Here is a 23,042-nt window from a genome sequence, read left to right as displayed (position 1 = left end):
ATTTACATCTTTGCATCTCACTACTTTGAAGAATTTTGCTTTTGCTGCCTCAAAGGTGAGTAAACAGTATTTTTAGGTAAATTCAATTATTAAATCAGGTAATGAACAGTTTGGTTTACCACCATGTCTAAGCGATCAAAACTCTTAGTATCTACCTGAGATTGCTATTCCGGGTTAGGATGATGACTAGCGATGCCTTAATTTAGATATCGATATTGAGTTGTTGAAATTTTATGGGCAGTAGTCCACCAGATGGCAGTATCAACCTCCTCTGAACTGGCGAGGAAGTCTCCCAGCGCGGGGGAGACTTAGGAGATATATATCATGCTCACACAAGATATTCGTGATTTGTTGACTGATACTACCGATTTAAACCAGTTGAAATGGGATTTAAATCGCTTGCAACCTGTGGATGTGGGAGATTACATTACACAATTGCCTGAGAAAGAACGCGCGATCGCATTCCGTTTACTCAACAAAGGTCAGGCAATTGATGTATTTGAATATCTGCCAACAGAGGTGCAGGAAGAACTAATTAATTCTCTGCATGATGTCCAAGTAGTGCAACTTGTAGAAGCGATGAGTCCCGACGAACGGGCAGAATTGTTTGATGAATTACCTGCTGGGGTAATCAAACGGCTATTGCAACAACTGAGTCCAGAACAAAGACAAGCAACAGCAACGATTCTCGGCTATCCAGAAGGCACTGCTGGGCGGGTGATGACAACCGAATATGTCCGGTTGCGAGAAGGATTGACTGTAGGTGAAGCCCTAAACAAAATCCGCCGTCAGGATGAAGACAAGGAGTCGATTTACTACGCCTACGTCACAGATGACAACCGGACGCTGGTAAAAGTAGTTTCACTGCGCCAGCTGCTGTTTACCTTTCCTGATGTTTCCATCAACGATATTGCTAGCGATCGCGTCATCAAAGTTAGAACTGAAACCCCTCAAGAAGAAGTGGCGCGAATTATGCAGCGCTACGACTTAATCGCTATCCCCGTAGTTGATCGAGAAGACCGGTTGGTTGGCATTGTCACCATTGATGATGTCATGGATATTTTGGAAGAGGAAGCCACAGAAGATATCCAAAAACTGGCAGGTGTGAGTGGTGATGAAGTTGCTTTATCCTCTCCTCTACTCACGATCCGCAACCGCTTGCCTTGGCTATTGGGCATCATGGCAATGTATATTGGTGCAGCCAGTGCGATCGCGCCATTTCAATCTGTAATTGCCGCAGTGCCAGTTCTAGCAGTAATCATGCCGATTTTTTCTAACACTGGCGGGACTGTCGGTATTCAATCATTAACGGTGACAATCCGCGGCTTAGGGGTGGGTGAGGTAACACCCAAAGATACAATGAAAATTCTTCGCAAAGAACTTCTAGCTGGTTTAGGTACAGCCGTAGCTTTAGCCACAACCATGATCCTACTTTCCTTAATTTGGGCGCGACCCCAAGAGCGATGGGTGGCTTTAATTGCCGGCATGGTCATGGCAACTAATACAATTGTGGCTGTTACACTCGGCACTTTACTGCCAATGGGTTTGACACGCTTGAAACTCGACCCTGCTTTGGTTAGCGGCCCGTTAGTCACTACAATGCTAGATACAATTGGGTTTTTAACATTCCTTAGCCTAATTTCTCTAGCTTTAAATGTTTTCCATTTACCAACGTGAAGGGATTGGGGATTGGGGCATAGAACATAGGGCATGGGGCATAGGGCATTGATTATTTCTCCCTCATCTCCCTCATCTCCCCCAGTCCCCAATCCCCAGTCCCCAGTCCCCAGTCTCCAAATATGCCTACCACTACCTGGAATCGTCATCACATTCTTTCCCTAGCTGACTTCACCACCACTGAATACGATACTGTTTTGCAAACCGCAGCCTCTTTTCAAGAGGTGCTATCGCGGCGGACAAAGAAAGTGCCAACCTTGCAGGGACAAGTGGTGGCAAATTTATTTTTTGAATCTTCTACCCGGACTCGCAGCAGTTTTGAACTCGCAGCAAAACGCTTAAGTGCAGATACGCTTAACTTCGCCGCCGCCACATCTTCCATGACTAAGGGAGAGACAATTCTTGACACGGCGAAGACTTATTTGGCCATGGGAACTGATATTATGGTAGTCCGCCATCGAGAGGCAGGAGTACCAAATGCGATCGCGGCCGAGATGGATCGTTTAGGTGTACGAGTTAGTGTCCTCAATGCTGGTGATGGTCAACATGAGCATCCTTCCCAAGCACTACTAGATTTATTTACTATTTGTACTCTAATTGACCCAGCCAGTCCCCGAATGAAACTTTTAAAGGGGAAAAAGATTGCCATTGTTGGAGATATTCTCCATTCTCGCGTGGCGCGATCGAATATTTGGAGTTTAATCGCTAGTGGTGCCGAAGTGCATCTCGCAGCCCCACCCACCCTGTTACCCAAGTTATTTGCCGAGTATATCTCTGAAGAGACAGAAGTTAAAAGTTATTCCCCCACTCCCCAACTTTTTCTACATTGGCAGCTAGAACCAGCTTTGCAAAACGCTGATTTTGTGATGACTCTGCGCTTGCAAAAAGAACGCATGACGGCTCATTTGCTGCCAAGTTTGCGAGAATATCATCAGCTATTTGGCATTACACGCACAAAGTTGCAACTTTGTAAACCTAATGTCAAAGTTTTGCATCCAGGCCCCGTTAATCGTGGTGTTGAAATTAGTTCTGAATTGATGGATGACCCAGAATTTAGTCTTATTCAATCGCAAGTTACTAGCGGTATCGCCGTTCGGATGGCGCTGCTGTACTTGTTAGGTAGCGGCAAGGCTTAATAACAGGTATGCGTAACTTACTTCCCTCTAATGGTACGGTGGGCATAGCCAAGGCAATTTATCAGAAATATTCAAATAGCCGTGTATTAAAGTTGACAACTCTAAGATTTATGGTTTTCAAGACTACTTATGAGTTATAAGTTATGATTTATGAGTTTTATTTCTAACTCCTAATTCTTAACTTTTTACCTGTACCGATCGTGAATCTACGCCGTTTGATTCCAATTTTTGATAGTTCAGTCTCCAACTGGGCACTAGAAGCGCGGTTGTTGCGCTGGTTAACGTTGATTTGGCTGTTCGTCGGCTTGATAATGCTATTTTCAGCATCCTATCCTGTCGCTGATGCCCGTCAGAATGATGGATTGTACTACTTTAAGCGTCAACTACTTTGGGTTTTAGTTTCCTTAATCGGATTCAATATTATTGTTAATTTGCCATTGCAGAAAATTTTGGGAGTATCCCATTGGTTTTTGTTGCTGTTTTTGGCGTTAATTTTTGTCACACTGATCCCAGGATTGGGAAAAAAGGCTTTTGATGCAGCGCGTTGGATTTCGATCGGGCCGATTCCGATTCAACCCTCAGAATTAATTAAACCCTTTTTGGTACTACAAAGTGCGCGGCTTTTTGGTCAGTGGGAACGAATCAGTTGGCGGATTCGCTTGGCTTGGTTGGGTATTTTCGGTCTGGTACTTTTAGGAATTCTTGCCCAGCCTAACTTAAGTACAACAGCACTTTGCGGTATGACTATTTGGCTAATTGCTTTAGCCGCTGGCTTACCTTACAAGTACCTGGGAGGAACCGCAATTGGTGGAGTAATGTTGGCAATACTCAGTATTAGTATTAAAGAGTATCAACGTAAGCGGGTGATGTCATTCCTTAATCCTTGGGCGGATGCTACAGGAGATGGCTACCAGTTGGTGCAAAGTCTACTCGCCGTGGGTTCTGGTAGAACTTGGGGTTCTGGATATGGGCTTTCTCAACAAAAGCTGTTTTATTTACCCATTCAGGATACCGATTTTATTTTTGCGGTGTTCGCCGAGGAGTTTGGTTTTGTTGGCAGTATAGTGTTGTTGGCACTTTTAGCGACATTCGCCACTCTCGGATTAATTGTGGCGCTGAAGGCTAAAAACCCAGTGCATCAATTGGTAGCGATCGGCGTGACGATTTTGATGGTAGGACAATCATTGCTCCATATTGGTGTGGCTACAGGTTCTCTTCCGACTACTGGCTTACCTTTGCCCATGTTTAGTTATGGTGGTAATTCCATGATTGCTAGCTTAATAGCTGCTGGGTTGCTGATTCGAGTAGCACGCGAGAGTAATGAAGCTGAAGTCGTTCCGTTGCAAAAACCCCTGCTGGAAAATGGGCGCAAGCGTCGGAGTTTTCATAAAACCAGGAAATAAATTTGGAGGCGCTCTTCAATTTCCATACATCTCTGCTTTTCACATCGCTCAAAAGGTATAGTTTATGAAATTTTGGTAAGTAAGATTGTGCTGGATAGATATCTTAACAATTAATTTACCAATAGCGATCGCTAATGCTTATTAAAAACCTTGCCTTAGAGGTAAGGGATTCTTAAATGGGCTATTGTTGGGTGGCAGAGGAGGTGGAATTGGGTTAATGCTAGGTATAGGAGTAGGCACTACTTTTTTGATAACTGTGATTGCAAACCCTCTTTGCTGGGGTTGTTGTTTGCCAGATATATCATTAACTTGCAGCGAAATTTGAGATGGGAAGGCTAGATTGACTGGAAGTTGCTTTGAGCCAGCTAGTGGAACGTCATCCCCGTATGGCTGAAGTTTAACCTGAATATTTTCCCCTTCTACTCTCCAACTCAGAGTAGCAGTTGTTCCTTCTTTCAGTTCTAGATTTTGTTGTTCGCTACCGTTGATTGTGAAAGAAACAATCTTAAATGGTTTAGGCAATATTTCTATTTTAGATTCAGTCTTTTTAGCACTAACTTTATCACTTCCATTATTAGAAAAAGCTTTGATTTCAAAGCCAAATTTACCAGCTTTGTATGCTGTTAGAGGAACATTCGTACATCGTAGCTGTTGATTTTGTTGTGTACACAGCTTTTTAAGCTTGGGGTCTGCAAGATTGCCTTGACTAAATTTATAAGTAATTGGTTCGCTATATGATGTACCATCATCTGCACTACCAGCAAGCTGAACTTTTGCCAATAATAATGGACGGGCAATTGTCCAACTTAAAAGAATATTTTGACCCTTTGTATACTGTGGTTTATCTGTTTGAAAACTAAGCATTTCAGCAATTTGTTTTTCAGCTATTTCTACTTGGGTTGTTTGGCTTACGACTTGAGTCTTGGGAGAAAGGATTTCTATGCCATTACGATAAAAAGCTTGTAATTCAAAAGTGTAACTTCCTTTGGTTTTAACTCCCGTTTTAACATTGCTACAAATTAGCTCTTGTTTTTCTTGTACCTGACAAGGGGGTATTTGATTAGTACTTCCTTTACCTAGTGTTTCAGGAATGCCATTCCTAAAATCATAGGTAATTGGCTGAATTGCTTGGGAACCTTTAACCATCAGAATCAACATTTGCAATTGTTGATAATTGTGAATATCCCACTTTAAAGCTACTTCATCCTCCTCTTCAGTAATTCGAGGATTATTAGCACTGAAATTTTCTAATCTTAAAGGATCGGGGTTTAAAATTCGCCAAATGATAAATCCTATCCCTCCCAATAATCCTAAAATTGCCAAAATTAACAGAAGAAATTGCCACCAAGGACGAGGTTTCCATACCAAATTTCCTTGGGGTAATGTGTTGGGTAGGGGTAAATTTTCTTGGTCTTTGATATCGAGTTGAAAGTTCACTACTAACCCTGCACCAAACCAAGGTCGTCGCCACCAAGGTCTAGGTTTGACCGTCAAATTAGCCACTGCATTTTTATTAGGTAATAATCTGACCTCAGTCGGATCAAATTTGTAAGTATATAGTTGTTCTTCGTCTCGACTTTTTAAGTCTAATATCAGTTCTCGGACAATATTCCCCTGGTTTGTTACTGATAATTCGTACTTGCCAAGACTCCGGCTAACTTGTGCCAAAATGGTATTAAGTTCTATATCTAGGCGATAATTTGTTGGAATCTGGATATATACCAAATCTAGTAATACTAAATCGGGAGAGTTTTCTGAATACAAACGGATTGTCGGAGAATAGCTTCCCGCCAGGGTATCCCCAGGTGGGTGAAATTTCAACAATATTTGACCTTGAGTACCAGGATTGAGTTCTAGTGCAGTCACATCAGATACCAACCCTGTACCCTCAAATCCAGTTGTCGGATAATTGATTGTGAACCAGTCTTCGTCTAAATCTGGGCAACTCAAGCGAAACCTGTCTACGAGATAAGAGCGATTATCAACTATTACCTCCACTTGCAGAAATTCACTAGGATTGAAAATTAGCGGCTTGTTAGGGTTGGTGTTCGGTCTAAGGGAAAATGTCGGGTCATTCACCCGAATTGAAGTCTGTTCTTTGAGCAGAACCTTGATTTGGTTGGGGAAGGTTATGGGTGTGTCTTGGGGATAATGTTGAGGGGAATCGACGACTAATGTATAGTCATAGGTTCCGGGGAGAGCATTTGCGGCGATTTGAAACTCAAATTTTACTTCGTCACTATTCTCTTGGGGAGCTAATGCTAAACTTTCTCTAGGCGAACTAGACCAACCGGTTAAATTTTGAAATACTTCGTCAAAAACGAAATATAAGTCAACAACTGCACTTTGATCTCCTTGATTAATCACAACTATATAAAGTTCGATAGTATCTCCTGGCATCCCAAATTGAATTCCAGGTGGATTGATAATAACTTGTAGCGGATTGAATTTAGCTTGCATATTATCGACTTCCTTATTTGATGCGGTGTAGTTTGACCTGAAAATCTTCACTACCACTCACAATCATGGTTCCTTGATTAGTTTTCAAGTCGATACTATTGATTTTTTTAGAACTTTGGTAAATTGTTTTACCTTCTGCTGCCTTTATTTTGTCGAGTTTATGTTCGGGGGTTAAGTACCAAATTACCACTCGTCCATCATCGCCACCACTTACTAAGAGACTACCATCATCACTAAATGCTAGACTACGCACAGATGTTTTTGATGCTGCCCAACGATCTATTGGCGAACAATTGAGTTCATTTATTTTTTCCTGGGGATTGGAATTTTTGCGAGTTTGGCACTGATTCAAATTCCAAATCGTAATGAATCCTGCCGAATCGGAGGTTGCTAGGATTTTTTCTGCCGAGTTAGGAACAAAAGCCAATCCCCAAATATAGTCTTCACGCCCAACTAATGGGTCTAGTTTTTCTAGACTTTGCACTGATAAAGCTGGGAATTGTTTATCAGATTGGGTTGGATTCCATTGCCACAAGATAAAACGCTTAAAGTTTCCAGCAATTACTAGAGTTTTTGCATCTGGGCTGAGATTTAATGCCCGGACTTGGAAACCTGATAGTCTCAATGTACTTTGTCCGTCGATAACTTGCGGTTCTGGCAGAAAATCGCTGTTAGGCGCTGGTCTTGACCATATTCTAACTTTACCACTGCCATAGCCACTGAATAAATTAAGTGAGTTTGATGTGAAAGCTAAGTCAAAAACGCGATCGCCTTTTGCTTTAGGATCTTTAAGGTCTTGAAGTTGACCGATCTTTGCACCTGATGGTACATCTCTGAGTTCAATTACACCATTATCTAAACCAACAGCCACACGATCGTTTTGTAAAGGCATGAAGCGTAAGACTTCTACAGCGTCATCGGTAATTGCCATCAAACCCTTGGGCTGTTGGCGTTGATCGCAAGCAACGGGTTGCCCAGAGTATGTTACTGTATCGTCGGGGTCTAAACTATCAGCACCAATTCTCCAAAGTCTTAATGTACAATCATCTGAGCCACTGACCACAGATAAACCAATACCACTAAAACGGACTGAGTTTACGGAACGTGTATGCATTACATCTCTTGGTTGCAGTAATAATGCTAGGAGTGCAGCTAATAGTGCGATCGCAGCCAGTTGCAGCCATAGAGGTATAATTGGCTGAGTCTCCACTTCTAATGTCTGCGTAGCTGGGTCTGTACTCCCTAAACGTTGGTCGGATAATTCAGATTTGGCTTCTAATAAGAGAGTTTTGCCAATTCCTACCCAAGGGCGTTTTGTTTTCACATCGAGGATAACTTTACTTGTTTCTCCTAGATGGAGGTTGGCAATTTCAGGAAGCTTTTTGAAAGTACATTTTCGCCAGTCTCTACCCTGTACCTGCACATTAATTTGCTGGTTGAGGTTGCTAGCGTTTTTAAATAGTAATTCAAAAGAAGCTGTATGAGATTTCCAGTTAGGCAACCATGCCGATTTACTAGGAATTCTTAGGTGTTTTTGGGTGGTGGTAAAATCTATAAAACCTACTGGCAAAACTTCAATGTTACCTTCAGCATTGGTTGGATAACCATTATTGCTAACAGCTTCAATAGTAAAAGGGTAATTTTGACTGGGCGCTTGGACTACAGAAGGAGGTTGACATTGAAATGTGGCTTCTGCTAATCCACCTGGATCTAGAGATAATCGGCGTTCTGCACTACCTGTCAGCCAAGATGGATCGACACCTGTAAAACGTAGCACCACATTAGTTTGTTGTTGCCCCAAATTCCGCACCCGTACTGGTATATCTACAGAATTGCGGGGATAAACTTGGAACTCTCGCACAGGTAATTCTACACTTAAATGTGTTGGTCTGTTATCTCGCTCGATTTTCAGGCGCAGCACAAGTCTGCACTGTTGTGCTAATTGGGGTGAAAAAATATTCACCATCAGGTTAACAGTACCGACAAATCCCGGAATCGGTGTATTGAATATGAAGACTTGGAATATGGTACTACTTCCTGGTGGTTTAGCTGCTGCCACCTCTGGTTCGAGTCGATACCAGCGATATCCTGTATTCCGGGTTTCTCCGGCGGCGGTAATTTCTATCTGAAAATTGACAAAGCGATCGCTATCATTATTGACAGTTACCTCAAATGATACAGGAGTATCACCTGGACGAAAGGTTAGGTTTTGAGTAGAAAGACTGGCATTAATAACGCTTTTTTCCATACTATTACTTATAATATTTTTTTATACTCTGGATGATTAGCACTATCAAAAAATTAATGTCTGCGAAAACGTGACTATTGCTGATGGTAATAATATCAGTATTGTTACTACTATTACTGCTATAGGAATCCGGTTTGATTTCTGAAAAGATACGTAAGGTGCGTTACGAACTCCGTTCTAACACACCCTAAAATAGGTAATTTTGTTCAAAAATCAAATAGTAGTCCTATATGTCGGTCTAAGTAACAGGCTTGTATAAAAATGGGAATAAACTTCACAATTCATTAATGCAGAGTTAGATAAATTTTGGTTAAATTAATATTTTGATGAACTAAATCTGTTACTTAATTTTGGATTTTAGAGACATCTAAAATCCAAAATCTATAACTCTTATAGTTGCCGCACTAATGGCTGACCATCTTTAACTTCACCAACTAAAACTAAATCGACACAGTTGACAAAGATACCATTTTCCAGAACACCGGGAATGTTATTCAATATCTTTTCTAGGCTGACTGGATCTTCAATAGAGTCAAATCTGACATCTAAGACAAAGTTTCCTTGGTCAGTAATCACTGGGCCAGCTTTTTTTACACCCATGCGGAGTTCTGGTTTACCACCGAGTTTTTTGATGGCATTGGTAACAGGAGTAATTGCCATTGGAATCACTTCCACAGGCACTGCGAAACTAGAACCTAAGCGGTCTACCAACTTACCACTATCGACGACGACGATAAACTGTTCTGCTAGGTAGTCTACGACTTTTTCACGGGTATGTGCTGCACCACCGCCTTTAATCAAATTCTTCTGCGGATCGACTTCATCTGCCCCATCAATGGCAATATCTATGTGGTCAATAGCATCCAAAGTGGCGAGAGGGATACCGTACTGTTTCGCCAGCACTTCTGACTGAAACGAGGTAGGAATGCCAATGATATCTTTGAGTTCGCCAGACTTGAGGCGATCGCCTAAATACTGAATCGTATATGCTGTAGTTGACCCCGTACCCAACCCCACAATGGAACCCGACTTGACTAGGGCGGCGGCGGCTTTGCCAACTTCTTGCTTCATCAACTTTACGGGATCTGCTGCTGTCATTCCCAAAACTCCTGAAAAACTGACTATAGTCCATATTAGTGGGCAGATAACGTCAAAAGATGAAAGGTAAAAAACAAGTTTTTGCTGATTTCTACTTCCTTTATTAGGAATTTACAAAAAATAAAACATCCTAGTGTTGGGAACAAAGGAAAAGCTACGCCCTCCGTAGCTACGCAACATTGTCCAGCCTAAATTCGTCACTAGCTGAGTTACAGGTTATTAGGAATACCAAACTTCGCCTTAATCTCAGTAACGTAGTTTTTTCAATTCATTTAACAGCTAAAAGTGGTTATGGTAATGCGTCAGCTTTCAATTACTCTATCTTTAGTGGCACTACTACAAAATTTACCAGCTATTGCTCAAGTGCCAGAAACTACTTCTGTAATCCCATCTGATTCCATTCAACAGGTAACTGCTGCTAAATGGATGACAAACTTTTCTGATGGCAAATTTTATCCAGAAAGGTTATTGAGTCGGGCCGAATTAGCGTCAATTATGGTCAAAGCATTTCGGCTAGATAAAAGAGAAGCTGTTAGCAAAGAAAATTTAGTTATTCCAGATGTTCCACGTTCTTATTGGGCATTTAATGATATACAGACAGTCTTAAAAACTGACATCATGAAAGGCTATCGGGGCAATGAATTCTTTCCTAACCAAAAGGTGACAAGGGCAGAAGCTCTGGCTATTTTCGCCCAGGCTTATGGTGTATTTCAGTTTCCTGATCAGGCTGTTAATGAGATTCTGGCTTCCCATCCAGATGAAAAGTCCATCCCAACTTGGGCTAGAAAAGCGATCGCTACAGTAGCTAGTGAGGGATTTCTCAACACAGATGCCCAAGGGAATATTTTCCCATTGAAACCCGTTACCCGTGGAGATATGGCTTATGTATTGAGTAAATATTTACAACGACAACATCAACAACCTGAAACACCAGAAGTTCCGATGATTCCAAATAGCCCACAATCACCCTAGCTAAATTTTATTTAGTCAAGTAACCTACTTACAATCAGTTTTGACCTGGACTTCTATACTTGTCTCGAAGTTGGCGAAGATATAAGGAATTAGACTGTGTTGGTTGCTGCTGCACATAATTCCCATAATTAGGCTGTGTTGGTTGCTGCAAGCTAGAATTGCCATAATTAGACTGTGGTAATTGTGTCGGCTGCTGCAAACCATAATTACCATTTATGGGGGTGACAATGCCTTGACCTGGCATCTGGTTAGAGTAAGGTGAAATATTACTTGGTGCGCCAGAGGTAACTGGGGGCGTTATTGGTGATACATTAGGCACTACCTGACCGTTATTTAAATTACTGTAGGGATTTTGCGGTAAGTTCGTACCCGTTGATGTATAACCTGTACCAGTAGTTAACCCAGTATTAGGCAATACCTGACCGTTATTTAAATTACTGTAGGGATTTTGCTGCAAGTTCGTACCCGTTGACGTGTAGCCCGCCCCCGGAATTAATCCATTACTTGGTAGAGAATTCTGACTGGATAAGCTGTTAATAGGTGGCATTAACGTTGTTCCTGAGCCAGAGACTTGACCCACAGTATTTGGCACTGTTGAAGTCCCATTGAAGCTAGACAGCTTCTGATTTGTCGATTGGTTGAGTGCTGCTTGCAGAGGGTTGATGGAGACAGAATTTTGAGTCTTGCTAGTTTGATTTGTGAATCCAATTCCCAGACTAGAGGATGTTTGTTCGTCCCCTGTTGCTTCAGATGGTGCAGTTAAGGTATTAAGACCTAGAAACTGGTTATTACTATCAACCGTCCCCATCCGCAACGAATTTTCTGCTTGGACAACAAAGGGATTTTTCAAAATTGGGGGAGTATCACCCTTAACGCCTGAAGCAGGATTTAGCTTGGTATCGCTATCAGACTTTTGTTTGTTAATTACATCTTCTAATAAGCTCGTGCTATTTTTTTCCTGAGTCTTTTCTTTGGGAGTATTTGGCGTTGCTGAGAGACTTGCTTGTTCAAAGTCATTAAACAAAACTGGTAGGTTATCAATATCGGCTGCGATCGCTCTATTTTCTGCTGACAAGGAAGAGTCAACAGGCGTTTGTGAAGAGACTTGGCTTTTTTGCTTATAAACAAAAATATCTGGGTTTGACCAGTATTCCCAGGTTACTAGCCCTACGACAGATAAAAAAATTCCAGTTCCCCAAAAACCAGGTCGCCCTAGATTCCATAACCTGGCTTTGAGATAGCGTAAGTATGCGGGAGGATAATAAGGATGTGGCATGGGATTGGTAATTGAAATTTACTCGAAATCAGGAAAACTTGACGGGTTCTGAAGGTGTTGCTGTTTAATGCTTTTGCTTTCCTCAATAGGAAATATCTCAACTAAAGTTAGATACTGATTTCATCCTAACTTCTCCATCAGTTATTAGTCATTACCAATAGACATGTAGTAGTCAAAAATTTACTTTTTAGTGGCTGGAGCCTTTGGGAAGATTTTTGAGAAAGTTATGGCAATTTATGGTTAGTTTTTTGGTATCGGTCACATTGGATATCATCAGGAGTTGACAGTTGCTCTAAGTTTATTGTTGTAGCTGGACAAAAGTTCAACTTTTTTACTTTCTAGTTAGCAAACTGTGCGCTGCAATGCTTCGATACATACGCCTCTGAGGGCGCTGTGCCGCACTGTATTATTTACCAGGAGACTACAGCAATGATGAGAGCTGAAGATATCATGACCAAAAACGTAGTTACCATTCGGGGTTCGGCGACTGTTGCTGAAGCAGTGGCGCTGATGAAGGAAAAAAAATTGCGGGCGCTGGTTGTGAATCGTCGCCATGACAATGATGCTTATGGTATCGTCACAGAAACGGATATTGTCTATAAGGTAATTGCCTACGGTAAAGATCCAAAGCAAGTTTGGGTTTACGAGATTATGAGCAAGCCCTGCATTGTGGTCAATCCTGATTTGGGTGTGGAATACGTAGCCCGGTTATTTGCTAACACTGGTATTCATCGCGCACCTGTGATTCAAGGCAAGCTCTTGGGTATCATCTCAATTACCGACATTTTAACTAAAAGCGACTTTGTAGAAGCGCCAAAAGCGCTACTGCTGGAGGAGAGAATTCAAAAAGCAATTGAACAGTCTCGCGCTATTTGCACTGAACAAGGTGCTTATTCTAAAGCCTGTGCAGCCGCTTGGGATGAGGTAGAAGAACTTCAAGCAGAAGCCGCTCATCAGAAAGCTGAGGGTATGGTATCAGCCAAAGTCTCTTTTGAAGAATACTGCAAGGAAAATCCAGATGCACCGGAATGTCGAAATTATCATCCGTAATTGAAGTGTGAGGATGAGGGGAAGATGGGGAAGCAAGGGAAAAATTATTATTCTTCATCCCCCTCAATTTACCGTTTGGCAACTCGCATCAACAAGAATAGACCGATTCCCAAGAAAAGAAAGTTAGGCAACCAAGCGCCCATAAAGGGAGAGAGGGCACCTGCTTGCGCGATCGCACCACTAATAAAGAAAATTAAATAGTATGAAAAAATAACTACAACGCTAATCCCAAAGCTGGTACCTCTTCCAGTTCGCTGGGGGATACTTCCCATTGCTGCACCTACTAAGCCAAAAACTACGCATACAAAAGGTAAGGAAATTTTTTGTTGAATCCGCACTTCGAGTTTACGAATTTTTTGGCGATCGCCACCGAGAAGTTCTACTTGTAGTTGATCTAGTGCTTCGGCAATATTCATCTCACCATAGTCACGGCTTTTTTCTGCTAAACTTAACGGCGTGCGCGGTAGTTGCAGTTGTTGGTGTTCAAATCTGACGATGTTGCGATAAGAGCGATCGGCAGCAACAAAATAAATAGTACCGTTGTAAAAATCCCAGACATTTTGAGAAGGATTCCACTGGGCAGATTCTGATACTACAATTTGATTCAGATTTTTTGTTGAGCGGTCTATAATTGTCAAACCTTTCATCCGCTTACCATCAAATTGGTCGGCGTAAAACAAGCGTGTCAATATTCTATTTCTAGAGCCATCAGGCTGTGTAACATCTTGGTATTCGGGATAGAAAATATTTTGCTGATTAAAAGTGGGCTTGTCTGATTTAAGGGCTTTATCCAGAGTCATCGCTGCTTGGTAATTTGCTGCCGGTGCAATTTGTTCGTTGAATACAAATGTCATTCCTGTGACTACAAGACTCAACATCACAGCAGTTAGCACTATGCGATAGACGCTAACCCCACAACCACGCAGGGCAATTAGTTCGCTCTCACTAGAAAGACGACTGTAGGTCATCAAAGTAGCCAGCAGCGTAGACATCGGGAAGGCTAAAACGATAAAGTTGGGAAACTTTAACAAAAAAACCTGAATGGCAATGTCTATGGGTAGCCCAGATTCTACAATTTTTCTGATCAGATCGAATACAGCATCAATGGTGACACCAAGTGATGAAAAAGCTCCGACACCAAACAAAAACGGCGCTAACAATTCGCTAGCAAGGTAACGATCCATGATCGTCAAAGGTAGCAGCAAACGGAGCTTGTAGAAAGACGGGAAGTTCTTTGATATCATAAGCAATTTGAACAGTTAAATATTGGCAACCCTGGTGAAGGCAGGAAGCAAGAGGCAGGGGGCAGAAGTAATAAAAGTAGTCTTCAGATTTGGTGTTGAAGTCTAAGTTATTTACCTCACTTAGTTGCAAAACTTAGTTGCAAACGGCTGTATTTAGAATCAAAATTTAGTTTTCAATGGGTAAGAAAGTAGAATCGAATAAATTAGATTAAAATTTTAATTTATTTAATTTAATTTCAATTAAATATAAAAATAGCCTTTGAAATTATTAACTAAATAATTGTAAATTTAAACTTGAAAATTATCCCCTAAATAATATTGCCGCACGAGGGAATTGCTGTAGAGTTCGTCAGCAGCACCAAAAGCGAGAATTTGTCCCTCACGCATGATGTAGGCGCGATCGGTGATGGCGAGGGTTTCGCGGACATTATGATCTGTAATTAAGATTCCCATGCCGCGATCGCGCAGTTGTGCGACAATTTGCTGAATTTCTGAGACTGCGATCGGATCGACTCCCGCAAATGGTTCATCCAAAAGTAAAAATTTTGGCCCTTCTCGGCCAGCAGCTAAAGACCTTGCTAATTCAGTCCGCCGTCGTTCACCACCAGAAAGTTGAATTCCTTTGCTATTGGCTAATTTTTCCAAGCGAAACTCCCGCAATAAAGTTGTGAGTCGTCTTGACCACTCCCATCGTGGCACATTCGTTTGCTCTAGCACCAAAAGAATATTATCCTGTACCGAGAGTTGGCGGAAAACACTTGGTTCTTGTGCTAGGTAGCCAATACCCAGTCGCGCCCTTTGGTGCATTGGCATTCCCGTAACATCCAGATTACCTAGCCAAACTTTTCCTTGATTGGGCTTTTCTAAACCTGTGGCAATGTAAAAGGTCGTCGTTTTACCAGCCCCATTGGGGCCTAGTAAACCAACGACTTCGCCCTGAGCAACAGAAATATTGACACGATTGACAATTACTCGCTTGCCGTAAGATTTGTGAATATTCTCTAAAACAATTTTCACGCTGGAAGCACCCTTTCTTGGTGGTAAATGCTAATTAGAAGGCTTCAAAGGGGGTGTTTTTGGGGCAGGTGTCGCGGTTTGTCCACCATTATCTGATTCCTCGATCATGTAGATAGACTCTACCTGACGGTTGGATTGGGGTAAGGCAACAAATCGCCCTTCATCAATTAAATACGTTACCTTCTCTGCCCGAATACTGTTACCGCCCTGTTGCAAAATATAGACGTTGCCACTGAAATCAATTCGGCGCTCTTTACTAAAGTACTGTGCTTGAGCAGATGTTGCCTGAATCTGACGAGAAGGATACAACATTTGCACGTTACCGCGAGCGGTGACTACTTGATTTTTGGCATCATATTCTTGCACATCAGCGCGGATGGTGAGGGGGCGATTGTCTTTAGATGTTTGTGCAGTAGCGGTTTGCACTTGGGTAGGGAAGACAAAAGCGCCCCAGAGTGCAGCTGGGAGCATTAAAGCTAATCCCAAGCGACGGATCTGGGATATGGGCAATTGATAGCAGGGCATCATAGCAATTGGGGATTTAGGATTTCAGCTTGCATTCTAATTATCTCAAGTACTTTATCCAGATATGAAATATCCAATCTGGAGTGATTTCCGATAACTACTGGCTGAAATAGTGACGCTACCCCCAACCTCAAGGTTTCAGGTAATTGGCATCTGAGTGAAAATGACGTAGGCACAATTCATAAATTGTGCCTACGAAGGATTTCGAGCAACGCATAATTAATTTACCAGATGTCAATCAGTAGATAGCACAATTTTAGGTAAAGATAAGACCTGATTTTCACCTAGATCGCCAGATGTAATCTTATCTGGCCCGATTTGTTGTAATGTCGCTAACAATGCTGCACTCTGACTCAATAGCTCATCTATATCAACACCGCCGTAACTAGATGGGTAACGGCGCAGGCGATTGCCACCTTCTCCAAGTAGAATTACTGCACCTCGCCAGTTGCGATTTTCTAAATGATACAGTGCTACAGAAATTTGGAGAATGCCTTGATAAAAGGTTTTTTCTGGTTCGCCAGATTCAATCCATAAAGCCTCTAAAGTGTCATGACAGGCGTAGAACTGACCAGAATTGAACTGTTCTACGCCTTGCCAAAACTCTTGGGGGATGGTTTCGCTCATCCCATGCTGTCTCGGACTTCTTTAATTGTTTCGAGAGAGATATCTTGTTTTTCGCCAGCAAACTCGTTGTCAGGGGTGAGGAACAACATACAATGGCACTCTTTGCGTTCTCTCATTGGCACACAGGGACAGTTCCAATATGTAGCGTGAACTTCAGCCTCTTTATCTTCATAATGGCGACAGGGACATAAAGGCGCACCTAGTTCGTCTTTATGTTTGGCTAGCCCTTCAATCACAACTGCGGTAACAGAAGGTTCAGAACAGAAGTATGTTCCAGTCCGCTTGGCGTATTGTTCGGAAAAATGCCGCATTGCCTCTAGGCTTCTATCGCTGGATTTTGTGTTATGTTCTGATGTGATCATGTCGCTCATAATTTAAATATTTCTTTGCATTGTACCTCAGTCGCACTAAGGGATTACTGGGTGTATTTCCCCAACCTTACCCGCCCAAATTGTTTTACTCTCGCTCAAAGGCTGATATGTCCGGTGTGCTGGGATCAGAAAAAATCTTAAAAATCACAGAAGTTTAACTTCTAAGCTAATCAAAAATCAAGTTGTATCTTGAGGCAGACTATTGCCCGAATACTTAGAAGTTTCGGCTATACGAACAAAGCTTGCCTCTATAGGCTAAAACCTTTACAATCTGTAGAGATCGGCTTTGTTAGTATAGCCCTTCTAGGGTGTGATTTTTTGTCTAAAGTATTGATTAATACGAATTTAATGTTTTTTGTAGTTGGGGTTGTAGAGCGCGATCGCTCTGCACAAAAATACCAGGATGATCGCGATTGATTATCTCTTGTTCTGCTGGTGAAGAAATATTTGGCCACAAAACCCAGCGACTACCTTGAGGAAGAGTAGCAACACTCAGGGGGTTTTGAGTCAGCCAAATCAAAGGATAACTTTTAGGAACTACTGAACTGGCATCTTCTAGGGCTGTGGTTGCTGCTAGGGTTTCTAGGACAAAGCGATCGCCTTTGATTAAATCTGTGGATGCTGTCCATAGTTGCACCTCTAATTGCTGTTGCTGTGCGTAGAAATACAGTGAAGCTGCGGCAATTACTGCTTGTTCAAAGTTTTCTTCTTCCCAATTGCTAGCACTATCAAGGGCAATAACTATTTCTTGTCCACCTGTTACCATTTCTAACTCGCGCACCCTTAATTCACCATAACGGGCGCTAGTTCGCCAGTGAATTAGGCGGGTGGGATCTCCAAGGCGATAAGGACGGAGCGATCGCACCAGCCCTGTTGTCGCTGTCTGCAATGGTCTACCACGAGGATCTCCCCTTTTGCTCTCTTCTTGCCCCATTTCGTCCACTAAGGGGCAGGTAGCTAAGGGTAAGATTGTGGGATAGACGATCGCTGTCGCAGCACAATCACGTTGACGGCGACACCAAAACAATCCCAAAGGCGCACCTGAACCTAGTTCGACAGTGTGCCAACGATAAATGCCCCGGCGCTGGGTAGGGTGGTAATATACCCAACGGTAACTACCTTGGCTAGGAATTGTTTCAATTGCTTTTTGTACTGGTTTCCCTAAGACGAAAGATAGTATATCTTCGACTTGCAATAAGCTGACAGGCTGTTGTGTCTGATTGCGGATTTCTAATTCCACAGTCAGATCGTCGCCGGCTGACACAGGTTGTATGGGACTGCGGGTGATGGATAGACCTGTGAGCGATCGCGGCGGTAAGATGGCTGCTACACCCAAAAGAGCAAAACTGATGCCGCTAATGGCATACAGCCAACCAGCCATCGTATTGATACCTGCTCCAAAAAAACAAATAGCCGTTGCTGCTAGTACCCAACCGCCATAAGTAGGGGCACAAGCGCGGTTTTCTAACCAATTGGTGATGGGTTTAATAATTTTCATGTTTCTTTTTTAACCCAACACCACCCAAAATTCACAGTGTCTGAGGGGTTGTGCCTGATGTTCTTATTGAAACACGTATAGCGCCTTTACCAATAACCCTGGATATTGTGTCTGAGGGGTTGTGCCTGATGTTCTTATTGAAACCGCTCTATAATTTGGTTTATCCGATCCACGTTTATTGAGGCTAGTCCCTAACCCCGCCCATGAGTACATAGACGAAGAATGCGGGACAGAATCTTGTTCAACTTCCTTCTTCATGAAACATCTTTACATCTTGTGAGCCTCTGCATAAATGCGTAGTGCCGCAGCCATTTTCTTTTCATAATCCTCGCCTTGAGATTGGAACCAAGCCAGCGTTTCAGGATCTACTTGGACAATAACATTCATTGGTGTTACAGGTTTCCACCACCGTGACTTACCGAAAAATTCCTCGGTTAACGGAGGAATATCAGATGTATCAATTTCCTTTTCTGTGAGTGAGTCAACTTTGTCCCAGTTCGTCCTTGAGGAATTGTTCATATCGTTTTCGTTCATAAGGCAGAGCTTTGCGAAGTGAAATAATTCGGATTGTTTGCTCGTCTGGTTCTGTAAAAACTACAACCACAACACGTCCATCAAGTATTCCCAACCCAATCCATCGATCCTCGCCTTAGTCTTGACGTTCGTCTAGAGAAATACGTAGTGGTAGATTGAACATTCTGGGCGCGTCTGCAAAATCAAGTCCATGCTTTGCAATATTTGCTTGGTTCTTTTGGTGATCCCACTCGAATTTCATACCTTGTATTTTACTGGATTTTCACCATACGCCTCAAGAACTGTGGTGCTTGTGATAAGTGACTTACAACTCTGTAATTCTATGCTGATAATTGGCGATCGCAATGGGGGTAGTAGATACTTTGACATTCTCAAACAAGATACTCCGCCAGTTGCTCATGAGTGGGAACATCAGCAGATTGAAAGGTTTTGAGGTCTATTTTTGATGGTTGGGTTAATGCTGCTAAACGGTTACATTGAATGGCAATACAACGATCAAAGATATTTCTCACAAATCTACCATTTCCAAGTTTTCCTATTTGATGTTCAAATTGATTAACTAAGAGATGCACTGCTTCTAAAGTCTTCTCTGAGAACAGATAGCCGTGCTGTTCACACCTGACTTTAAAAATCTCGGTTAACTCGGACGGACAATAGTCTTCAAAGTGAATCGACCTTGCAAATCTGGACTTTAGACCAGGATTAGATTCAATAAATCGAGACATTTCCCCTTTATATCCTGCAACAATAACTACCAGATCCTCTCTGTAGTCTTCCATCATTTTTAAAAGAGTATTGATTGCCTCTTGTCCGTACATATCGCCGCGTCCGTCTGGAACAAGGGAGTAAGCTTCATCAATAAAAAGTACACCACCAAGAGCAGATTCAACTACTTTTGCTGTTTTGGGTGCTGTTTGTCCCAAGTATTCTGCAACTAAATTAGTCCGATCTACTTCAAGAAAATGGCCTTTTGATAGAACACCAAGATTTTTGTATATCTCGCCTAAAATCCTAGCTACTGTGGTTTTGCCTGTTCCGGGATTTCCCGTGAATACGAGGTGTCTAGTGATTGAAGGAGCTTTTATACCCGCTTGAGCTTGCATCTGGGCTACTTTTGCAATATTTACCAACTCTTGAACGGTAGATTTTACAGCACTTAATCCAGTTAATGAATGAAGTTGATCTAAACATAGCTGAAGCTCATTAGTGACTACTTCAGGTTGATTAGCATTAATGTGAGGTTGCTTGTGAATCTCTTTACAAACTTCTGCTGCCCATTCGTTGCCTATTTGTTTAATGTCAGTACCCAATAGGTTACGAGCTGTTTTTATTGCATTTTCTTTAGAAGCAGCTTCAGCAAAAAACAAGCAATCAATCTCTAACTGTTTTTCAGGCTTTTCTAGAAAATTATAAGCATCATCAATGCTACTCCAAGCAGCCCATAACCAAGAATTGCCGGAAGCACAGATACTAAAGACTGTGGAATTCCACGACATATATATACACCAGACAGTGAACACAATGAATTACACAGTGTTATATTACCCACTCAGGTATTAAGTTATTCATTTTGCTATTACCAGAAAATAAAAAGCCCGCATCAGCGGGCTTTTTAAATCAATTAAGTTATTGCTTTACTTACCGTTTCGCCAACTTCTTCGACATCTTCCGTAGGCGAATAGATTGGGGTGTAACTTCCACCAATTCATCGGCCGCGATGTATTCCAAAGCACGCTCTAGGCTCATGTCTATCGGTGCTTGCAGTTGCACCAATTCATCGCCACCAGCAGCCCGGTGGTTGGTTAATTGCTTGGTCTTACAGATATTTAGTTCCAAATCTTGGGAACGAGTGTGTTCTCCCACAATCATACCTCTGTAAACCTTTGTGCCGGGAGTGATAAAGAATGCTCCTCTATCTTCAGCGTTTCTCATGGCGTAGAAGGTAGAAACACCTTCTTCAAATGAGACTAAAACGCCTTTATTACGGGCTTCAATATCGCCACTCAGTTGACGGTAATCTAAGAAGCTGTGGTTCATGATGCCTTCACCACGAGTCATCCGCATGAATTCACCCCGGAAACCAATCAAACCACGGGCGGGAATGACAAACTCTAGTTGGGTGCGATCGCCACTACCTGGTTGCATATCTTGCATTTCGCCTTTGCGTTGTCCCAGGCGTTCAATACAGCTACCCACACCATCAGCAGGAATGTCTAACACCAGGAGTTCAAACGGTTCGCAAGGTTGACCGTTGATTTCGCGGTAAATTACCTGTGGCTGAGATACCTGAAACTCGAAGCCTTCCCGACGCATGGTTTCAATTAAGATACCTAAGTGGAGTTCTCCACGACCGGAAACAAGGAATTTATCGGGAGAATCGGTTTCTTCCACCCGCAAAGCAACGTTGGTTTCGAGTTCGCGGAATAAGCGATCGCGTATTTGACGGGAAGTCACCAACTTACCTTCTTGACCAGCAAAGGGCGAATCGTTCACCCAGAAGGCCATTTGCAAGGTTGGTTCATCCACTTTAATTAGTGGTAAAGCTTGCGGATTGCTGGGATCAGTAATGGTTTCCCCAATATAAGCATCAGCGAAACCAGCCACCGCCACAATATAACCTGCGGTTGCTTCTTCCATGTCTATGCGCTTTAGTCCTTCAAAGCCCATCAATTTGGTAATTTTACCCTTGACGATGGTGCCATCTTCTGTAATTAAAGCTGCTTGTTGTCCTGCTCGGATAGTACCGTTGTGAATTCTGCCAATTACAATCCGTCCCAGATATTCAGAATAATCTAGGGTTGTAACTTGCAATTGCAGAGGCTTATTGCTGTCGCCTACTGGTGGTGGGACGTGTTGCAGAATCGCGTTAAACAGGGGTTGCATATCTACCGATTCTGCTTCCAGGCTTTCCTTCGCAAAACCTGCCATACCAGAGGCAAACAGATAGGTAAAATCGCACTGGTCTTCATCTGCACCTAATTCTAAGAACAGATCCAACACTTTATCAACAGCAACGTGGGGGTCAGTTTGTCCACGATCAATTTTGTTGATGATAACGATGGGGCGTAGCCCTTTTTCTAAAGCTTTTTTGAGGACAAAGCGTGTTTGGGGCATGGGGCCTTCGTTGGCATCGACAATTAGAAGACATCCGTCAACCATGCCGAGTACGCGTTCAACTTCGCCACCAAAGTCAGCGTGTCCAGGAGTATCAACAATATTTATTAGTGTTTCTTTGTAGCGAACCGCCGTATTTTTAGACAGGATAGTAATACCCCGTTCCCGTTCTAGGGCGTTGGAGTCCATAACGCAATCCGGAACGTCTTCGCCTTCGCGGAAAATGCCGGATTGTTTGAGGAGTGCATCAACCAAGGTGGTTTTACCGTGGTCAACGTGGGCGATAATGGCGACGTTGCGAATTGGGAGCGTCATAGAAACTTTTGGTGAACTCTATATGGGGTTTTGAGATTTACATTTGAATGCTAGGCTTTTTTAACAGAATTAGGTATGATTAGCAAAACTCTGTAAAGAACCTTTAATAATTCTAGCTTAATCGTCACAATTGCGGTGAGTTTTGTAAATGCTGCTGAGATGCAAAGTTAGGCGGGCTAAATCGTGTGCTTAAGGTGAAATTATTTACCCTATATTTTTAGAAACCATAACCGAGGTAGTTGAAGGGTAGGTAAATGTCTGGTTAAAATTTCTTAGATATTTTTTGCCCTGTAAATTAGCTTGACCTCTGCAATTATTGACACCAGCATTTATAACTAGTGTTGACATCTCAAATGTCAATGTCTGGGGGCAGTTTTACCAGCCAATTTTTGAGAAATTAAATACCATCACTACCCCCAAACTTATATAAGTTTATCATGTCAGGAAAAATAAACTTTTTTCTCTAGATATAGTAGT

Annotated in this window: 18 protein-coding genes and 1 pseudogene; 5 read left to right on the top strand and 14 right to left on the bottom strand. The window is 42.3% G+C overall.

The annotated features are described in order from the left end of the window. The first annotated feature begins 324 nt into the window (after positions 1 to 324). The 3 genes from mgtE to V7K55_RS02690 all read left to right on the top strand — a co-directional run bounded on the left by mgtE (position 325) and on the right by V7K55_RS02690 (position 4,216). Positions 325 to 1,677 carry a magnesium transporter gene (gene mgtE / locus V7K55_RS02700; protein WP_334827920.1) on the top strand — a complete coding sequence of 451 codons (1,353 nt, stop codon included), beginning with the start codon at positions 325 to 327 and terminating at the stop codon, positions 1,675 to 1,677. A gap of 122 nt (positions 1,678 to 1,799) precedes the next feature. Then, a complete protein-coding gene (locus tag V7K55_RS02695) occupies positions 1,800 to 2,813 on the top strand; it encodes an aspartate carbamoyltransferase catalytic subunit (RefSeq protein WP_334827918.1) in 1,014 nt (337 codons plus the stop codon). Between the two features lie 200 nt (positions 2,814 to 3,013). Continuing rightward, positions 3,014 to 4,216, top strand: a complete 1,203-nt coding sequence (locus V7K55_RS02690) for an FtsW/RodA/SpoVE family cell cycle protein (protein ID WP_334827916.1) — start codon at positions 3,014 to 3,016, stop codon at positions 4,214 to 4,216. Between the two features lie 141 nt (positions 4,217 to 4,357). Here V7K55_RS02690 and V7K55_RS02685 read toward each other — a convergent pair whose 3' ends face one another. The 3 genes from V7K55_RS02685 to rpiA all read right to left on the bottom strand — a co-directional run bounded on the left by V7K55_RS02685 (position 4,358) and on the right by rpiA (position 10,022). After that, positions 4,358 to 6,676 carry a COG1470 family protein gene (locus V7K55_RS02685; protein WP_334827914.1) on the bottom strand — a complete coding sequence of 773 codons (2,319 nt, stop codon included), beginning with the start codon at positions 6,674 to 6,676 and terminating at the stop codon, positions 4,358 to 4,360. Positions 6,677 to 6,689: 13 nt separating this feature from the next. After that, positions 6,690 to 8,924 carry a hypothetical protein gene (locus V7K55_RS02680; protein ID WP_334827912.1) on the bottom strand — a complete coding sequence of 745 codons (2,235 nt, stop codon included), beginning with the start codon at positions 8,922 to 8,924 and terminating at the stop codon, positions 6,690 to 6,692. Positions 8,925 to 9,314: 390 nt separating this feature from the next. Then, complete coding sequence (gene rpiA, locus V7K55_RS02675) at positions 9,315 to 10,022, bottom strand: ribose-5-phosphate isomerase RpiA (protein ID WP_334827910.1); 708 nt, start codon at positions 10,020 to 10,022, stop codon at positions 9,315 to 9,317. A gap of 297 nt (positions 10,023 to 10,319) precedes the next feature. Between rpiA and V7K55_RS02670 the strand changes: the two genes are divergently transcribed. Next, the gene (locus V7K55_RS02670; protein ID WP_334827908.1) at positions 10,320 to 10,994 is read left to right on the top strand and encodes an S-layer homology domain-containing protein; all 675 of its coding nucleotides are present in this window, start codon (positions 10,320 to 10,322) and stop codon (positions 10,992 to 10,994) included. A gap of 34 nt (positions 10,995 to 11,028) precedes the next feature. Here V7K55_RS02670 and V7K55_RS02665 read toward each other — a convergent pair whose 3' ends face one another. After that, a complete protein-coding gene (locus V7K55_RS02665) occupies positions 11,029 to 12,270 on the bottom strand; it encodes a hypothetical protein (protein ID WP_334827906.1) in 1,242 nt (413 codons plus the stop codon). Positions 12,271 to 12,699: 429 nt separating this feature from the next. On the opposite strand from V7K55_RS02665, the gene V7K55_RS02660 reads away from it, so the two are divergent. Beyond that, positions 12,700 to 13,320, top strand: a complete 621-nt coding sequence (locus V7K55_RS02660; RefSeq protein ID WP_334827904.1) for a CP12 domain-containing protein — start codon at positions 12,700 to 12,702, stop codon at positions 13,318 to 13,320. 68 nt (positions 13,321 to 13,388) lie between these two features. Here the strand turns inward: V7K55_RS02660 and V7K55_RS02655 are convergent, their stop codons facing one another. The 10 genes and pseudogenes from V7K55_RS02655 to typA all read right to left on the bottom strand — a co-directional run bounded on the left by V7K55_RS02655 (position 13,389) and on the right by typA (position 22,565). Beyond that, positions 13,389 to 14,504, bottom strand: a complete 1,116-nt coding sequence (locus tag V7K55_RS02655; protein ID WP_334827901.1) for an LptF/LptG family permease — start codon at positions 14,502 to 14,504, stop codon at positions 13,389 to 13,391. Positions 14,505 to 14,852: 348 nt separating this feature from the next. Then, a complete protein-coding gene (lptB, locus tag V7K55_RS02650; protein ID WP_334827899.1) occupies positions 14,853 to 15,581 on the bottom strand; it encodes an LPS export ABC transporter ATP-binding protein in 729 nt (242 codons plus the stop codon). Positions 15,582 to 15,611: 30 nt separating this feature from the next. Next, a complete protein-coding gene (locus V7K55_RS02645; RefSeq protein WP_334827897.1) occupies positions 15,612 to 16,109 on the bottom strand; it encodes an LptA/OstA family protein in 498 nt (165 codons plus the stop codon). Between the two features lie 231 nt (positions 16,110 to 16,340). Then, positions 16,341 to 16,733 carry a DUF309 domain-containing protein gene (locus V7K55_RS02640; protein ID WP_334827895.1) on the bottom strand — a complete coding sequence of 131 codons (393 nt, stop codon included), beginning with the start codon at positions 16,731 to 16,733 and terminating at the stop codon, positions 16,341 to 16,343. Continuing rightward, positions 16,730 to 17,095, bottom strand: a complete 366-nt coding sequence (locus V7K55_RS02635; protein ID WP_094328080.1) for a ferredoxin thioredoxin reductase catalytic beta subunit — start codon at positions 17,093 to 17,095, stop codon at positions 16,730 to 16,732. Before V7K55_RS02635 ends, V7K55_RS02640 begins: the two co-directional genes overlap by 4 nt. 343 nt (positions 17,096 to 17,438) lie before the next feature. Further along, positions 17,439 to 18,602, bottom strand: coding sequence for a DUF58 domain-containing protein (locus V7K55_RS02630; RefSeq protein ID WP_334827893.1), 1,164 nt, complete (start codon positions 18,600 to 18,602; stop codon positions 17,439 to 17,441). 267 nt (positions 18,603 to 18,869) lie between these two features. Next, positions 18,870 to 19,121: a BrnA antitoxin family protein gene (locus V7K55_RS02625; protein ID WP_334827891.1), complete on the bottom strand. Its 252-nt coding sequence runs from the start codon at positions 19,119 to 19,121 to the stop codon at positions 18,870 to 18,872. After that, a pseudogene (locus tag V7K55_RS02620) lies at positions 19,084 to 19,377 on the bottom strand (BrnT family toxin). The gene V7K55_RS02625 and the pseudogene V7K55_RS02620 overlap by 38 nt, the downstream one beginning before the upstream one ends. Before the next feature lie 130 nt (positions 19,378 to 19,507). Then, positions 19,508 to 20,632, bottom strand: a complete 1,125-nt coding sequence (locus V7K55_RS02615; protein WP_334827889.1) for an AAA family ATPase — start codon at positions 20,630 to 20,632, stop codon at positions 19,508 to 19,510. A 142-nt stretch (positions 20,633 to 20,774) separates the two neighbouring features. Continuing rightward, positions 20,775 to 22,565, bottom strand: a complete 1,791-nt coding sequence (gene typA / locus V7K55_RS02610; protein ID WP_334827887.1) for a translational GTPase TypA — start codon at positions 22,563 to 22,565, stop codon at positions 20,775 to 20,777. Between the last annotated feature and the right edge of the window lie 477 nt (positions 22,566 to 23,042).

This window comes from Nostoc sp. (assembly GCF_036919895.1).
Taxonomy (GTDB): domain Bacteria; phylum Cyanobacteriota; class Cyanobacteriia; order Cyanobacteriales; family Nostocaceae; genus Nostoc.
The sequence above is the reverse complement of the archived record's forward strand: the minus strand, read 5'-3'. Positions and strand labels throughout refer to the sequence as shown.

Coding starts and splice junctions, on each gene's coding strand:
- mgtE (WP_334827920.1), top strand. CDS start 325: ATGCTCACACAAGATATTCGTGATTTGTTGACTGATACTACCGATTTA.
- V7K55_RS02695 (WP_334827918.1), top strand. CDS start 1,800: ATGCCTACCACTACCTGGAATCGTCATCACATTCTTTCCCTAGCTGAC.
- V7K55_RS02685 (WP_334827914.1), bottom strand. CDS start 6,676: ATGCAAGCTAAATTCAATCCGCTACAAGTTATTATCAATCCACCTGGA.
- V7K55_RS02680 (WP_334827912.1), bottom strand. CDS start 8,924: ATGGAAAAAAGCGTTATTAATGCCAGTCTTTCTACTCAAAACCTAACC.
- rpiA (WP_334827910.1), bottom strand. CDS start 10,022: ATGACAGCAGCAGATCCCGTAAAGTTGATGAAGCAAGAAGTTGGCAAA.
- V7K55_RS02670 (WP_334827908.1), top strand. CDS start 10,320: ATGCGTCAGCTTTCAATTACTCTATCTTTAGTGGCACTACTACAAAAT.
- V7K55_RS02665 (WP_334827906.1), bottom strand. CDS start 12,270: ATGCCACATCCTTATTATCCTCCCGCATACTTACGCTATCTCAAAGCC.
- V7K55_RS02660 (WP_334827904.1), top strand. CDS start 12,700: ATGATGAGAGCTGAAGATATCATGACCAAAAACGTAGTTACCATTCGG.
- V7K55_RS02655 (WP_334827901.1), bottom strand. CDS start 14,504: ATGGATCGTTACCTTGCTAGCGAATTGTTAGCGCCGTTTTTGTTTGGT.
- V7K55_RS02645 (WP_334827897.1), bottom strand. CDS start 16,109: ATGATGCCCTGCTATCAATTGCCCATATCCCAGATCCGTCGCTTGGGA.
- V7K55_RS02640 (WP_334827895.1), bottom strand. CDS start 16,733: ATGAGCGAAACCATCCCCCAAGAGTTTTGGCAAGGCGTAGAACAGTTC.
- V7K55_RS02635 (WP_094328080.1), bottom strand. CDS start 17,095: ATGATCACATCAGAACATAACACAAAATCCAGCGATAGAAGCCTAGAG.
- V7K55_RS02630 (WP_334827893.1), bottom strand. CDS start 18,602: ATGAAAATTATTAAACCCATCACCAATTGGTTAGAAAACCGCGCTTGT.
- V7K55_RS02625 (WP_334827891.1), bottom strand. CDS start 19,121: ATGAACAATTCCTCAAGGACGAACTGGGACAAAGTTGACTCACTCACA.
- V7K55_RS02615 (WP_334827889.1), bottom strand. CDS start 20,632: ATGTCGTGGAATTCCACAGTCTTTAGTATCTGTGCTTCCGGCAATTCT.
- typA (WP_334827887.1), bottom strand. CDS start 22,565: ATGACGCTCCCAATTCGCAACGTCGCCATTATCGCCCACGTTGACCAC.